Genomic DNA, 14,484 nt, shown 5'->3' on the forward strand with positions numbered 1-14,484 from the left:
AAAAACAGGGAGGAGCCATGTACGGTAATGACCGGATCTATAAAAAGGTGGAAATAATCGGCGTTTCCAAAAACGGCATCGAGGCGGCCATCCAAGCGGCGGTGCAAAAGGCGGGGGAAACACTGGAAAACCTTTCCTGGTTTGAGGTGGAAGAGGTCCACGGTCATGTAGGGACTGACGGCAAGGTCAGCGAGTACCAGGTTGTCCTGAAAGCGGCTTTTCAATTGAAGCAATGACCGGTGTGAAACTAGTGGAAAAGCAGTGTACGATCTGGTATTGTCTGCGAGCTAAAAACCTATCATGAAAGGTGGATACTATGGCACAGGCAAAGAAAGGGGACCGGGTAAAGGTTCACTACACAGGAAGGCTCGAGGATGGTTCTGTTTTCGATTCTTCGGAATGTGGCGATAATGACTGCGACTGCTCTTCTGGCCCTCTGGAATTCACAGTGGGTGCGGGAGAAGTCATTCCTGGCTTTGACCAGGCTGTGGAGGGCATGTTCATCGATGAGACCCGCTCTGTACACATACCGGTGGAAGAGGCATATGGCGAGCGGGTAGAGGAAATGGTCGCCCAGGTACCTCGCAGCGAACTCCCGGCCGGCATGGTGCCGGAGGTCGGCCAGCATCTCGAGGTGACCCAGGAAGATGGTAATGCTTTTCAGGTGGTGATAACCGAGGTGACCGACGACCAGGTGACCATAGATGCCAACCATCCCCTGGCGGGAAGAGATCTTAACTTCGATATCCGGTTGGTGGAGATCGGCTGAGGGCAAAAGAGAAGGGACAACCCGGATGGCTGTCCCTTTTTAGTCAGAGCTGAAGCAGCTTCTAGTTTTCCGTCATGAAGTGCTCTTCGTAGAGATCTTCCAGAGATTGCAAATGGCGTGTCTCATCGGCCAGCAACCGCTCGAACAATGCCGCCATGGGAGCTCCTGAACACCCTTCCGACATGCGCTTGTAAAAATCGATGGAACCGTTTTCCAGGTGGATGGCATAGGCCAGTGCCTCCCTGGAGTCGGAATTGGGGCTCAGTTCCTTCTTTGCCAGTACATAAGTCAGGTTCATGGTCTTCACCGGCTGGCTCAACTGATCGCCTGATCCCATGCTTCCTTCCACCAAGGCCTTTTCCAGCTGATGCTTGTGCTCAAGTTCATCCAGTGCCGCATCCTTGAGAATCTCGCGGGCTCCCTTATTGGCCACCTTGCGAATGGCCTCAAGATAGTGGCGGAAACCTTCTTCTTCCATTGTTACAGCCATCTCTATGGCGGCTTCAAAGGTATAACATACCTGGTTTTGCTCGGCCATGGTCGTGCCTCCCTCTCATTGAACGATAAGTGGACCTTTTTTAACATAACGTTGTCTTAAGTACAAGAGGCAATGTCAGTATTAAACGCTGCATGAGTTTGTTAAGGGTTGACACCTTTTTGTATACGATGATATTAAAAAACATTTTTACCATCAGGCAAGGTATTGCAGAAGATTTTATAAAATAAAATTTCGGAGGAATTTATGAAAGCTGTATTGCTGGAAGGTTTCGGTGGCGCCGAGGTGCTCAAGGTGGGTGAGGTGGATAAACCCACACCAAAGGAAAACGAGGTGCTGGTCAAGGTCATGGCCACTTCCATCAATCGTCCCGACCTGGTGCAGCGGGAAGGCAAATACCCACCTCCGCCGGGTGATTCGGAAATTCTCGGTCTGGAAGTTTCTGGCATTATCGAAGCCCTGGGGCCGAACGTTGCCGGCTGGAAAGTGGGAGATCGGGTCATGTCATTGGTTGGTGGCGGCGGTTATGCCGAGTATGCAGTGGCCTATGCCAATCACCTGATGCCGATCCCTGAATCCATGACCTTTGAAGAGGCAGCCTGCGTCTGCGAATCTTACATTACGGCTTTTCTCAATATTTTCATGCTGGGCGAATTCAAAGATGGTCAGACTGCCATTCTCCATGGCGGCGGTGGCGGCGTCAACACGGCGGGCATCCAGCTTTGCCGGGCACTGGCCCCAACTTCCAGGCTCATCGTCACCGCTTCTCCGGAGAAAATGGAGCGGGTCAAGGCGGTTGGCGCCGACCTGCTGATCAATTTCCGCGAGACTCCGGATTTCAGCGAGATCGTCAAGGAGTACACCAGCAAGAAAGGGGTCGATCTGGTCCTGGATCACATTGGCGCCAAGTATCTGGCCCCCAACATGAACTCCCTGGCTTACAAGGGAAAGTTGGTTATTATCGGCGTCACCAGCGGCATCAAGGCTGAGCTCAACCTGGCGCTGATGATGGTTAAAAGGCAGCAGATCATCGGTTCGGTGCTCCGTTCCCGGCCGGTGAGTGAAAAAGGGGAGATCGTCGCCGAATTTACCAGAAGGGCGCTGCCGAAATTCGCAGACCGGACCATTATTCCGATTATCGAGAAGGTCTTTACCATTGACCAGGTGGCGGATGCCCACCTGATGATGGAAGAGGACAAGCATTTCGGCAAGATTGTGCTGAAAATCGGAGCCTGACCTGCCAGAAATTCAGACCTGTGTTGAGGATATCTACCATGGAAGCAATTAAAACCTTCTGCATTACTATGGCAGCGGCGCTTTCCTTTGTCCTGTCTGTGCCGCTTCATGCTGCCGAAGTCAAGGTTCTCGACGACCTGGACAAGACTATCCATGCCGATGCTATAAAAGATCGTTGTTCTCGCTATCAGCAGGCTTCACTGGCACTGCAGAAATCACTTGACGAGCTGAACACCGATGAAGAAATATCAAGCATCTTCAGGATTAACAAAGTTTTGGCACAGGTGGCACAGAGCGAAAAAATGATGGCCAGGACAAGCGAGGAACTGGCAGAACTGAATGGTTATCTGACGGTAAATAAAGAAAAGCTGGTTACGAATGGGCTGGAGATGTTCCTTCCGCTGGCTAAGTTGAATGATGTTGGCTACAAGGGGTATGAAGAGGCTCTAAAAGCATATCTTGCAGCCTTTAACGATATGCTGGAATACTCAAAGTCCAATATGCCTGCCCTCAGAGTTGGAAGAAAGGCTGAAATGGATGCTTACGACAACTTGTACAGTAGGTATGTGGCGGCGACCGATCGCCAGGGAGAGGCTTACACCCGATGGAGCCAGTTTCTGCTTGATTTCTTCCAGGAGTATCCGTTGCTCCGGCCCTATCTGGAACAAAAACCCAAGAAAGAGGAGATGTCATGAACAGTTGTCCCTGCGGATCGGGCAGCACCTATGAAACTTGCTGCCAACCGCTGATCAATGGCGCCAGCCAGGCGGAGACGGCAGAACAGTTGATGCGGTCCCGCTATTCGGCCTATGTGAAGGTGGAAACAGATTACATCCTGGAAACGACCCATCCTGAGCACCGGCAGAATTTTGACCCCGAAGGAACCAAGCAGTGGGCGGAACAATCTGTCTGGGATGGCCTGGAAATCGTTTCAACCGAAAAAGGGGGGGCTGCTGACACTGATGGGACGGTGGAATTCATTGCCCGCTTTCGTGAGAAAGGTGTGAGAAAGACCCATCACGAGCTGGCAGAGTTCAAAAAGGATGCTGGGCGCTGGTTTTTTACCGACGGCTCGGCCGTACCAGCCAGACCCCTGGTCAGCAGCAAGGTGGGACGCAATGATCCCTGCCCCTGCGGCAGCGGCCAGAAATACAAGAAGTGCTGCGGCAAATAAATAACAGATCTTACCATGGCTCCATTACTAACCCCGTCCTTGTAACGGGGTTTTTATTGTTATGTCATCAACTGGCAATGCTTGATGGGTGAGATACAATATCTTTCGTCAGCGGCACTTGTCAGGAGGTAGCAATGAATATATTTGTCAGCGGCGGTACGGGATTTGTCGGCGGGCATTTGAGGAAAGCATTGTTGGAAAGAGGGCATCATCTCAAGCTCCTGGTTCACAGGCCCAGTGGCAGCTATGAGCCGGGGGTAGAGCAGGTGGAGGGGGATGTGACCCGGCCGGAGACCTTTGTCCGGCATTTTGCCGGATGCGATGCCGTCATCAACCTGGTAGGGATCATTCGCGAGTTTCCTTCGCGGGGTGTAACCTTTCAACGACTGCACGTGGAAGCTACCAGAAATCAGGTGGAGGCGGCGAAGCAGGCAGGAATCAAACGGTACCTGCAGATGTCGGCGCTGGGGACCAGAGACGGGGCAACCTCCAGGTATCACCGGACCAAGTACCAGGCCGAGCAATTTGTGCGGGACTCCCAACTTGATTACACTATCTTTCGGCCGTCGATCGTCTTTGGCCCGAAGGATGATTTCATCAACAAGCTGGCCGGGATGATCAGGACTCTCCCGGCGGTGCCGGTCATCGGTGACGGCAAATATCGACTGCAACCAATTGCCGGAGACGATGTGGCGCGCTGTTTTGCCATGGCACTGGAGATGCCGGAGACTATCGGCAAGACCTATGATTTGTGCGGCAGCACCCGCCTCAGCTATAACGATCTGCTTGATTGCATCGGTCGAGCCCTCGGCAAATCCCACGTAAGCAAGATTCCCAACCCGCTGGTGCTGATGAAACTGGTAGTTCCCCTTTTCCAGAATATTCCAGCCTTTCCCATCACCATGGACCAGCTGCTCATGCTCATTGAAGAAAACATTTGCGACGGGGCCTGGCGTGACACGTTCGGGTTCGAACCCCAGGACTTCGACACTGGCATCCGCGGCTATCTGCAGTGAAAACAGCTTTGATAATCCGAGAAGAAGTTTTGATTGACAATAGATGATGTTGACTGTATTTCATTAATTGATTGACGAAAAGGCAAAGCACGGGTAATCGTGTGACGCAAAGCTACCTGTCCAGAAGCCTGGAAAGAGGGGCCGCCGAAGGGTCGATGAGAACAGCCCACCCTCTCGGAAATGGGCTGTTTTTTTATCTGGCGTGACTTGTCCGCGCTGCTGCCGGCGAAATGTTACATTTGATGAAAAGGCGACAGTTTTCACCATCTTCGGCCAGGACGTAAAAATTGGCCATAGCGGTACGGGAGGTATCATGGGCGCAGTATCGAGAAATCTGGTTCTGGTTTTATTGGCATGGCTGATGCTCGTTGGAGTATGTCTCGGCAAGCAGGTCTATCTCAAGGATGGAAGTATTATCGATTGCGAATCATCCTGGCGGAGGGGAAATCAGGTTATCGTCAAGGTAAACCGGGACGTTGTACTGGATTTCGAGCGAAACGAGGTGGATCTGAAGCGTACTTTCCCGGAGACCAGGAAAAAGCCTAAACAGATCAAAAGAAAAAATATCGCCCACGCTGCTGTGCCACCCAGCGCTGTGAATCAGGCAGCAGCAGCTGCTGCACCTCCTGCCGCAGCTGCTGCACAGCCCCCTGTATCCGCTCCTGCGCCAGCCTTGAAACAGGCCCAGCCTGTGGCTGCCACAGTACCTGCCCCCAGTCCGGTCCCGGCTACGGCTACTGCTACTGCTACTGCCCCTGCCCCTGTCCCTGCATCGCCGGTGCAGCCGGAAGCGACTCAACCAGCCCCGGCAGATCCTGCTTCACCCCCTGATAAGGCGGAGCAAGAACGAAAGATGAAGGAAGCCGCTGAAATGATGGCTGAGGCAATCAAGAAGCAGGACCCTGAATTGTTGAAAAAGGCAGTCGAGGCGCAGAAAAACGCTGTGCCGCCGGAGCAAAGGGCGCAATCAAGGGGCCTGAGCATCAAGATACTGTTGTTTCTACTTGTGTTTACCCTGCTGATCGTTATTTCCATGTGGGTGGTTTATGAAAAAGCAGGTCAACCGGGCTGGCACAGTATCATCCCCATTTACAACATGTATGTGCTGATGGAAATATCAGGCAAGCCTTGGTGGTGGATGTTTCTTCTCTTTATTCCCGTGGTAGGCTTCATCATCTACCTGCTGGCCATGCTTTCGTTGGCCCAAAGATTTGGCAGAGGTGTCGTGTATGGCCTGGGGCTGTTCTTTTTGCCCATGTTCTTCTTCCCGATGCTCGCCTTTGGCGGTGCGCAGTATGAAGGGTAAAGGGACTGCTGGCTCCAGGACCTAGGCAAGTCACTGCGGCCTGGAGGGGAGAAGTTGTCGAACTGGATATTTATGATTACAGATAAGGTGAAGCCAGCTTCGCCACGGCGTCACGAATCTTTACCGGCAGGCTTCTGCCGTCAACCTCTGCCAGGGTGATTTCCTGGGAGGCGGCCACTGTCCTGTCGAACCTACCCGAAAGTTGTCTTGCCAACTCTCTGTCATAGACCTCCAGGTTGAGCTCGAAATTCAATCTCAGGCTGCGCGGGTCCAGGTTGGCTGAGCCGACGAGGCTCCAGATATCGTCCACCAGGAGCAGCTTGGTATGGACGAATGGTGGAGGCTGGTAGTAGACCCTGATGTCGTGCTGCAGGAGTTCCCACAGGTAGGCCCGGGTAGCCCAATGGACGAAGGGAAGGTTGTTTAGCGCCGGCAGCACCAGTGACACCTGCACGCCACGCAGAGAAGTGGTGATGAGGGCGGAGATCAGCGGCCGGTCCGGTATGAAATAGGGGGTCATGATCCGCACCTTGTCACGGGCGCAGGACAGGGCTCCCATGATGATCCAGTTCAGCTTTCTGAATTCCTTGTCCGGTCCGTCGCTTACGGCCCTGACAATGGCATCGCCTGCCGCCGGAATGGCGGGAAAGAACCTTTCATCGTTGATCAGGTTTCCGGTGACGAAGAACCAGTCCTCGAGAAAAGTCCGCTGCAGATCGTTTACCACCTGTCCCTCCACCATGAAATGCATATCCTTGACGATGGCGGGGCCGCCGACCCTTTCCGTAACATGCCGGTCGCCGATATTCATGCCGCCGGTGAAGCCTTTCTTGCCGTCTACCACCAGAATCTTTCGGTGATTGCGCAGGTTGACATAGCCCCCTTGACGCAATGGGAGGAATCTGCCCACTTTTACCTTTGAACCTTTCAGTAGTTTACGTGCCGTGGGGCGCGAGTATTTCTCCCCAAGACTGTCGATAATGACCCGCACCTCGACCCCTCGCTCCGCTGCATCGGTCAGTGCCGCAACGAATCTCCGGCCGGTGGCGTCGCCATCGAAGATATAGGTACTCAGGTTGATGGTGCTGGTGGCGCTGTTGATTGCTTCCAGCATGGCTGGGTAGGCGCCTTCGGCATTTTCCAGTGGAGTGAGCCGATTTGCCGGCAAAAGATCGGCTATTACGACGCGGTCGGCCAAGGAGCGCAGTTCCTGCAGATGTTCAGTGCCTGGGGGAAGGGAACAGGCTTTCTGCTGTTTTCTGACCAGAGAGAAATTCCCCCATCCCGCCAGTCTCTGTCCGCTTTCCAGCCATTGACGCGCTCTCCGCGAGATGCGATTGATGCCCATGCTCCAGTAAAGGAGCGGCCCGAAGAGAGGTAAGGTGAGGCAGACGACGATCCAGCCCAGGGCAGATCGCGGGTCACGTTTCAAAAGCAGGGCGTGACCCGCGGAAATCAGCCCCAGCGCGGCGAGCGAGCTAAAAAGAAGACCAACCAGAACGTGATCCAATACCCCTCCTTCAAATCAAGAACATATCATGGAAGCCCTGCTAAAGCAGGTTGTATGGCGAAGCTCTCTTTACCCATTCGCTGGCCGGATATTCGGCGGCAAGACGCTGGTAGGTCTCTTTCAGGTTTCCGGCATTGTGGCTTGTCTTGTAACGGCTGACACCTGTCAGGTACAGGGCTTCCGGAGCTGCGCCACTGTTCCTGTGGCTTGAAAGGACCTCATTGAAGCGGAGAATGGCATCGTTGTAATCCCCGTTGTCGAAGTCGGCCTTGCCGAGGCCGAGAAGCAGGGACGGGACCAGTTCCTCCGGTGGGAGGAAACCTATGGTGCGCTGATGCTCCTTGCCGTAAAGATCTAGAACGACGATGGTCGGCGTCCAGCCCACCCGGAAATCCTTGGCCACCTGCCCGTCGGCAGGTACTTGCAGGGGAATCATCCGTGATGTGACAAAATCGATGACATTGCTATTGGGATACGAAACCGCACCCATCTGTTTGCAGCCTATTCAGCCAGGGCTGAAGAAATCCAGCAGAACGCATTTCTTTTCAGCCTGCCCGCGGGCGAGGGCCTTGTTGATGTCGCTTTCCCATTGGATCATGGCGGGACCTCCCGATATTTGGTGAACTATCTTTAAAAGGTTAACGTCAGTCAAGGTGATGTCAAGAAATGTCTCTGCAGCCTTGCAGTTTTGCAGGGAATGCATATAATGACAGTTCGCTTTTCAACTAACAGTGCTTCGAAAAACTTCTGCCTGGCCGATCTGCTGTGTTGCCGTTCGCTCGGGAACTCAACATGCATCAGGTACGGTTTCGTCTCCTCGCTCACTTGAGCCTTGCATATGGGCACCTGTAGGCACTGTGGGTTCTCATCACGTTTTTTCAAATCCTGTAATACATTACGGAGTCATGGTGTCCAGCTCAAATCCACGTAGTGCCGCTTTTGAAATTCTGCTGCGCATCGACAAGGAACGATCCTATGCCGATATCCTAATCGACCGGGAGTTGTCAGCAGGAGCTCTGCAGGGCCCCGACCGGGGGCTGCTTACCGAGCTGGTATATGGGGTGCTTCGACGCCAGGCTACCCTCGACCATATCATCAGGCGTTTTTCGAGCCAAAGGCTGGAGCGGCTGGAACGGTCAGTGCTGCTGCTTCTGCGCATAGGCCTTTATCAGATGTTTTACCTGGACCGGGTGCCCGTTTCAGCAGCGGTAAATGAGACGGTAAAACTGGCAAAGGTCCTGGTGCCGCGGGCATCCGGCTTTATCAATGCGGTACTGCGCAATGCGGATCGGGAACGGGATCACATCTCCTATCCCGACAGGGAAAAAGATCCGGCTGCCTATCTGGCCACCGTCTATTCACACCCTGTTTGGCTGGCAGCGGCCTGGATCGGGCAACTGGGATTGGACGAGGCCGAAATGCTGGCCAGGGCCATGGCCGAGCCTCCTGCCATTACCGTCAGAACCAACACCTTGAAAACGACCCGGCAACAGCTTATGGAGATCCTTTCGGCGGAAGGGGTGCAGTGCGAGACAGGCCGATTCTCCCCCATGGCTATCCGCATCAACCTGTCCGGGTCGGTATCACGGCTCAAGTCTTTCCGGGATGGCCTGTTTTTCGTTCAGGATGAATCGTCGCAACTGGCTGCCATGTTTCTCGGTCCGCAAGCCGGGGAAAGGGTGCTGGATGCCTGTGCCGCTCCAGGGGGGAAGTCGACCCAGCTCGCACAGCTGATGGGTGACCGTGGCGAGATCCTTGCCTGTGATGTGATTGGCCGCAAGCTCAAGCTCGTTGATGAAAATGCCGCCAGGCTCGGCATTTCATCCATAAGGACAGTTCTTCTCGATACGGCAAGACCTCTGAAATCCCTCGAACGGAGTCCACTTGACAGAATCCTTCTGGATGCTCCCTGTTCAGGACTTGGTGTCATCAGGCGCAACCCTGAAGGGAAGTGGTGGAAGTCTGCTGCCGATGTTATCGATCTTGCCAAGGGCCAAAGAGCGTTGCTCGAAAACCTGGCCGGACATCTCAGATCAGGGGGCAGTCTTCTCTACGCCACCTGTTCCACGGCAGTCGAGGAAAATGAGGCGGTGATAGAGGCTTTCCTTTCGCGCCATGATGAGTTCGTCATCGAGGATCTGCGCCTGCTCTTTCCCGACTTGGCCGAGCTGTTCACCCCGGCTGGATTTTTCCGGGCGTGGCCCCACCGGCACGGCATGGACGGTTTTTTTGCCGCCCGATTAAAGAAAAAATGAGAAATGCCAATGAGTATATGGGGACTGTTAAGACGGCGGCTTTCTCTGATTTGTCGGCATTGGGGCAAGAGCCTTTTCTTACTTCCAGGAGGTTGTCATGAAAAAAATAGCACCATCCATACTTTCCGCCGACTTTTCCCGTCTCGGAGACGAGGTGCGGGCAGTGGAAGCTGCGGGCGCCGACTATATCCACATTGACGTCATGGACGGCAGTTTCGTCCCCAATATCACCATTGGCCCCCTGGTGGTGGAGGCCGTCCGCCGGGTGACCCGGCTGCCCCTGGACGTGCATCTGATGATCGATGCCCCTGACCGCTACATTGGCGAGTTTGCCAAGGCCGGAGCCGATATTATCGTTGTCCATGCCGAGGCCACCAATCACCTGCACCGGACGGTGCAGCTCATCAAGTCCTTTGGCAAAAAAGCCGGTGTGTCGCTGAATCCTGCCACAAGTCTGCACTGTCTGGACCATATTCTGGATGAGTTGGATCTGGTGCTGCTGATGACGGTCAATCCCGGCTTTGGGGGCCAGTCTTTCATCGATGCCTGTCTGCCGAAGATACAGGCACTGCGCGGCCTGCTTGATAAGAAGGGACTGGAGACCGAGCTGGAGGTGGATGGAGGGGTCAAGGAAGCCAATATCGCCCAGATTGCCCACGCCGGCGCCGATGTCTTCGTGGCGGGAAGTGCCGTTTTCGGTAGCAGTGACTATGCTGCCACCATTGCCGAGATGAAGCTCCGAGCAAAGGAGCCGGTCCTTTGATTGCTGTTAACCATGTTGCATGCTTTCCCGAAATCAGGACCATTAACAATTGTTGAACCGGACTCAAAATATGGCAACAAGCATCCTCATAATCGATGATTCCAACCAAGTCCGGGCCCAGATCGTAAAGACCCTGCAGAAAGTCTCTCTTTTCGACGATTACCTGGAGGCGGCAGATGGTATTGAAGCCTTCAAGCTCGTTCTCAACAGTCCGGTAGATCTGATCCTCTGTGACCTGGAAATGCCACGCATGGATGGCTTTAAATTCATTTCCATGCTGCAGACGCGCGATGAACTGAAGGATATTCCGGTCATAATGCTCACTGGCCGTGAAGACCGGGATCTGAAGATAAAAGGGCTTGAGGAAGGGGCGTGCGATTACGTTACCAAGCCCTTCGATGCAGGGGAACTGGTAGCGAGGGTCAAGGTTCAATTGAAGATCAAGTGCCTGCAGGACGAGCTGAAGCGTTCCAACGAGCTTCTCAAGCAGCTCTCCAACACAGACCCGCTTACCCACCTGTACAATCGCCGCTACCTTATGGAGGCACTTGACCGGGAATACCAGCGGGCCGCGCGTAAGGAGAGTTCCCTGTCCCTGATAATCATAGACATCGATCATTTCAAGAAGGTAAACGACAATTACGGGCACCAGCAAGGGGACGTCGTATTGGCTGCGGTCGCAGCTTTGCTGAAAAAGATGGTCCGTAGCTACGATGTGGCTGCCCGTTACGGGGGGGAGGAATTCGTAGTCCTGCTTTCGGAGACGGCACTGTCCCAGGCGATGCTTTTTGCCGAACGTTTTCGCTGTGCGGTACAGGAAATCGTCTTTACCGGAAAAATGAATGGTCTGACGATTACCGTCAGCCTTGGTGTGGCCACATTCCCGTCAGCCAAGGTGGATTGCGTGGATTCGCTGTTCAGGCAGGCGGATGAAGCACTCTACAAAGCCAAACAGGGGGGTAGAAACAAGGCAGAGGCGATGTCATAAGCCATTGCAGGAAGAATGCAGCCTGCAGCCGCTGCACAATGGCTTTTTTCGGCAATGCACCTTGCAGTGCTGGACGATCAGGGCATGGAATTCATTGAACAGTGCGGCATCGGCCGGAAGATTATCCATGAACAGAGCGCGCACCGCCTCATAGTCATCCTTTGCCGAGACTAATCCCAGGTGGGTAAAAAGCCGCTTGGTGTAAGCATCAACGACGAAGGAAGGTTTATTGCCGGCATAGAGCAGGATCGAATCGCAGGTTTCCCTCCCGATACCCCTCACCTTCAGCAGCTCTTCCCTCAGTTCAAGCCAATCTCCGGCAAACATCGACTCAAGCCTGCCAAGATATCTCTCAAAAAGCCAGCCGACGAAATCCTTCAGCCTGGCGCTCTTCACATTGAAAAAACCAGCGGGCTTGATCACCTGGGCGAGCTCTTCCACCGGCACATCACGCAGGGTTATTGCCGACAAAAGATCCGCTTTTTTGAGGTTGGCGATCGCCTTTTCCACATTGCCCCAGTTGGTGTTCTGGGTCAATATGGCGCCGACGCAGACCTCGAAGGGGGTCTCCGCTGGCCACCAATGCAGCTTTCCATAATGTTCAAAAAGCGAGTTGAAAACCCAGAGGAGTTCCTGACGCCTTGCCGATTGGTTTTCCGCTTGCAACGGCTTGTGCCTCAGTCCCTTGGAATGGCCAGCATTCGGTCCAATGCAAGTTTTGCCGGCTCCCGCACCTCTTCGGGGACCTTGATGACCGGTGCCATTGATTGCAGTGCGGCGAGGATGTCTTCCAGCGAAGTAAGCTTCATGTTGGGGCAGACAAGGGCGGGTGAGGCGAGAATGAACTCCTTGTCCGGGCTTTCCTTCTGCAGCTTATAGAGAATGCCGGCTTCCGTGCCGATGATAAAGCGGTTGGCAGGACTTTTCTTGCAGAAGTCATACATGCCGGTGGTTGAACAAACATGATCAGCCAGCGCCTCAACCTCGGGATTGCATTCGGGATGGCAGATGAACAGGGCGCCGGGATTCTCCTTTTTCAGACGGAGTACCGCTTCCGGCTTCAGCCGCTCATGGGTGGGGCAGTAACCATCCCAGAAGTGGAAGGTCTTGTCGGTGAACCGGGCCACATAGCGCCCCAGGTTCCTGTCGGGGACAAAGATGATCTCGGGTGCAGCCAGTGATTTTACCACCTTCACTGCATTGGCGGAGGTGCAGCAGATATCGCTGTTGGCCTTGACCGCTGCCGATGAATTGACATAGGTTACGACAGGTACTCCGGGATGGCGTCTCTTCATCTCCTGAAGAGCAGGCACCGTCACCATGTCTGCCATGGGGCAGCCTGCGTCAAGTCGCGGCAGAAGGACCGTCTTGTCCGGTGCCAGGATAGAGGCGGATTCAGCCATAAAATGAACACCGCAGAAGACTATCACCGAGGCTGAGGTCTTTGCAGCCTCAACTGAGAGCCCGAGGGAATCTCCGGTAATGTCTGCGATCTCCTGAACCTCGTCACGCATGTAATTATGGGCCAGCAAAATACCGTTTCGTTCCTTGAGCAGGGCTCTGATTTCATTCTTCATATCATCCTGGTACATGGTAGATGCCAACGTCTCCTTTTGCATGCAGGTACACTGTTTCAAAGTGCCTACCGATAGTAGTCAATGTTCCTGGCTATGTCAAATCCTTAAATTACGTCCCTTGACACACTATGGTAAAACCTCTATTATTTTGTCAGGATTGAGGCCGGGAAGCAGTTTCCTGAGAGTTGTTAACACTTTAACGGATCATGGGGTTCGATATGTTTGGAATCGGGATGCCGGAACTGATTGTAATCTTTGTCATTGCGCTGGTAGTCATAGGCCCGCAAAAACTTCCCGACCTGGCCAGGTCGCTTGGGCGAGGGCTCGCTGAATTCAAGAGGGCCACTGAGGATTTCAAGCAGAGTGTCCAGGAGGAGTCCCGCACTGCGGAGGAGAAGGATAAGCTTCCCCAGTCGGAAGAGAATGAAGAGGCTAAAGAAGAAAAGGAAGCGGCTGCAAAGAAGGTGTAGTCCTGCCGATACAGGAGAGCGAAAAGGCAGACGGGGCCAGAGCCCCGTCTTTTTTTATTTGAGATCCTTCAATTTTTCTTTGGCAATGCGCGCTTCATCCGTGTGCGGATAATCTTCCGCCACCTTTTTGTAGACGTATCGGGCGCTTTTAGCATCTCCCAGTTCCTTGAAGGCCATGGCCTGCTTCAGCATTGCTGCTGGAATCTTCTCATTGCCGGAGTAATTCTTGATGATCTCCTGGAATTCGAGAATAGCCTGGTCGTATTTCTTTTCGCTGTAATAGGTTTCTCCCAGCCAATAATGCACGTTTGCCGCCAGGTCGTGTTTGGGGAACAGTTCCAAAAATCTGCTCAGGTACTCCCTGGACTTCTGGGGATCGCCCTTGCGCAGGGTCTCCAATCCTTTCTGGTAAAGTGCCTCAGGTGTTTGTTCGGCTTCCGCTGCTTTTGCCTCTGCCATTTTCTTCTGGAACTCATCAAAGCCTTTGTCAAGTCTGGCAAGGCGATCTTCCATGGCAGCCAGGCGCCGGTCGGTATCTTCCTTGAGCAGGGCCAGATCGTCTGCCGGCTTCTGGGCCAAGACCCGCACATCGTCGACCTTGCCGGTCAGGACCTGCATGTCGACTTTGGTGCTGTCCAGGGTCGCCTGTAGATCGGCGGCTCCCTTGCGCTGGCTTTCCATCTCCTTGTGAAAGTCCTTGATGGTCTTGTCAATCCCTTCCTTTGTCTCGCTGCGCATTCCGCCGATGTCCTTTTCCATCTTGAACAGGCGGCTCTTCATCTCGTCCATGTCCCGTTGCATGGAATCCACCGTTTCTCTTGTTGCACAACCGGCGAGAGCGATAATAAAGATGAGAGGCAAACCTCTCCTGACGAACTGCATGATTTTCAATCCTCCCCTGTACAGCAAAACTAGTTGGAACGG

Annotated in this window: 17 protein-coding genes and 1 riboswitch; of the genes, 11 read left to right on the forward strand and 6 right to left on the reverse strand. The window is 53.7% G+C overall.

Features of this window, described 5'->3' with window-relative positions:
* The first annotated feature begins 17 nt into the window (after positions 1-17).
* Complete coding sequence (locus GEOB_RS05375) at positions 18-236, forward strand: dodecin (RefSeq protein ID WP_012646169.1); 219 nt, start codon at positions 18-20, stop codon at positions 234-236.
* A gap of 80 nt (positions 237-316) precedes the next feature.
* Entirely contained in the window at positions 317-769 is a 453-nt protein-coding gene (locus tag GEOB_RS05380) for an FKBP-type peptidyl-prolyl cis-trans isomerase (RefSeq protein WP_012646170.1), read from the forward strand.
* A gap of 61 nt (positions 770-830) precedes the next feature.
* On the opposite strand, the gene GEOB_RS05385 is transcribed toward GEOB_RS05380, so the two are convergent.
* A complete protein-coding gene (locus GEOB_RS05385; protein ID WP_012646171.1) occupies positions 831-1,307 on the reverse strand; it encodes a ferritin family protein in 477 nt (158 codons plus the stop codon).
* 204 nt (positions 1,308-1,511) lie between these two features.
* On the opposite strand from GEOB_RS05385, the gene GEOB_RS05390 reads away from it, so the two are divergent.
* The 5 genes from GEOB_RS05390 (at position 1,512) to GEOB_RS20275 (ending at position 5,997) form a co-directional block, all read left to right on the forward strand.
* A complete protein-coding gene (locus GEOB_RS05390; protein WP_012646172.1) occupies positions 1,512-2,501 on the forward strand; it encodes an NAD(P)H-quinone oxidoreductase in 990 nt (329 codons plus the stop codon).
* Positions 2,502-2,539: 38 nt separating this feature from the next.
* A complete protein-coding gene (locus GEOB_RS05395; RefSeq protein ID WP_012646173.1) occupies positions 2,540-3,196 on the forward strand; it encodes a hypothetical protein in 657 nt (218 codons plus the stop codon).
* Positions 3,193-3,675 carry a YchJ family protein gene (locus GEOB_RS05400; protein WP_012646174.1) on the forward strand — a complete coding sequence of 161 codons (483 nt, stop codon included), beginning with the start codon at positions 3,193-3,195 and terminating at the stop codon, positions 3,673-3,675. The genes GEOB_RS05395 and GEOB_RS05400 overlap by 4 nt, the downstream gene beginning before the upstream one ends.
* Positions 3,676-3,809: 134 nt before the next feature.
* Positions 3,810-4,691 carry a complex I NDUFA9 subunit family protein gene (locus GEOB_RS05405; protein ID WP_012646175.1) on the forward strand — a complete coding sequence of 294 codons (882 nt, stop codon included), beginning with the start codon at positions 3,810-3,812 and terminating at the stop codon, positions 4,689-4,691.
* 71 nt (positions 4,692-4,762) lie between these two features.
* Positions 4,763-4,840: riboswitch (cyclic di-GMP riboswitch) on the forward strand.
* A 164-nt stretch (positions 4,841-5,004) separates the two neighbouring features.
* Positions 5,005-5,997 carry a DUF5684 domain-containing protein gene (locus GEOB_RS20275; RefSeq protein ID WP_012646176.1) on the forward strand — a complete coding sequence of 331 codons (993 nt, stop codon included), beginning with the start codon at positions 5,005-5,007 and terminating at the stop codon, positions 5,995-5,997.
* Positions 5,998-6,073: 76 nt separating this feature from the next.
* Here GEOB_RS20275 and cls read toward each other — a convergent pair whose 3' ends face one another.
* Together cls and GEOB_RS05420 are read right to left on the reverse strand one after the other, a co-directional pair.
* Positions 6,074-7,507 carry a cardiolipin synthase gene (gene cls / locus GEOB_RS05415; protein ID WP_012646177.1) on the reverse strand — a complete coding sequence of 478 codons (1,434 nt, stop codon included), beginning with the start codon at positions 7,505-7,507 and terminating at the stop codon, positions 6,074-6,076.
* 40 nt (positions 7,508-7,547) lie between these two features.
* Positions 7,548-7,997: a tetratricopeptide repeat protein gene (locus tag GEOB_RS05420; RefSeq protein WP_012646178.1), complete on the reverse strand. Its 450-nt coding sequence runs from the start codon at positions 7,995-7,997 to the stop codon at positions 7,548-7,550.
* A gap of 418 nt (positions 7,998-8,415) precedes the next feature.
* On the opposite strand from GEOB_RS05420, the gene rsmB reads away from it, so the two are divergent.
* The 3 genes from rsmB to GEOB_RS05440 all read left to right on the forward strand — a co-directional run bounded on the left by rsmB (position 8,416) and on the right by GEOB_RS05440 (position 11,513).
* Positions 8,416-9,762, forward strand: coding sequence for a 16S rRNA (cytosine(967)-C(5))-methyltransferase RsmB (gene rsmB, locus GEOB_RS05430; RefSeq protein WP_012646180.1), 1,347 nt, complete (start codon positions 8,416-8,418; stop codon positions 9,760-9,762).
* Between the two features lie 97 nt (positions 9,763-9,859).
* Positions 9,860-10,525, forward strand: a complete 666-nt coding sequence (rpe, locus tag GEOB_RS05435; protein WP_012646181.1) for a ribulose-phosphate 3-epimerase — start codon at positions 9,860-9,862, stop codon at positions 10,523-10,525.
* A 70-nt stretch (positions 10,526-10,595) separates the two neighbouring features.
* A complete protein-coding gene (locus tag GEOB_RS05440; RefSeq protein WP_012646182.1) occupies positions 10,596-11,513 on the forward strand; it encodes a diguanylate cyclase in 918 nt (305 codons plus the stop codon).
* Here the strand turns inward: GEOB_RS05440 and GEOB_RS05445 are convergent.
* Positions 11,508-12,179 carry an endonuclease III domain-containing protein gene (locus GEOB_RS05445; RefSeq protein WP_012646183.1) on the reverse strand — a complete coding sequence of 224 codons (672 nt, stop codon included), beginning with the start codon at positions 12,177-12,179 and terminating at the stop codon, positions 11,508-11,510. The two genes, GEOB_RS05440 and GEOB_RS05445, sit on opposite strands and share 6 nt — an antisense overlap.
* Before the next feature lie 11 nt (positions 12,180-12,190).
* Positions 12,191-13,105 (reverse strand): quinolinate synthase NadA, encoded by a 915-nt coding sequence (gene nadA, locus GEOB_RS05450; protein WP_012646184.1) that lies wholly within the window; start codon positions 13,103-13,105, stop codon positions 12,191-12,193.
* Between the two features lie 203 nt (positions 13,106-13,308).
* On the opposite strand from nadA, the gene tatB reads away from it, so the two are divergent.
* Positions 13,309-13,560 carry a Sec-independent protein translocase protein TatB gene (tatB, locus tag GEOB_RS05455; RefSeq protein WP_041267075.1) on the forward strand — a complete coding sequence of 84 codons (252 nt, stop codon included), beginning with the start codon at positions 13,309-13,311 and terminating at the stop codon, positions 13,558-13,560.
* Positions 13,561-13,614: 54 nt separating this feature from the next.
* Here tatB and ybgF read toward each other — a convergent pair whose 3' ends face one another.
* Positions 13,615-14,442 (reverse strand): tol-pal system protein YbgF, encoded by an 828-nt coding sequence (gene ybgF / locus GEOB_RS05460; protein WP_012646186.1) that lies wholly within the window; start codon positions 14,440-14,442, stop codon positions 13,615-13,617.
* Positions 14,443-14,484 lie beyond the last annotated feature (42 nt).

The organism is Geotalea daltonii FRC-32, from assembly GCF_000022265.1.
Lineage (GTDB): Bacteria > Desulfobacterota > Desulfuromonadia > Geobacterales > Geobacteraceae > Geotalea > Geotalea daltonii.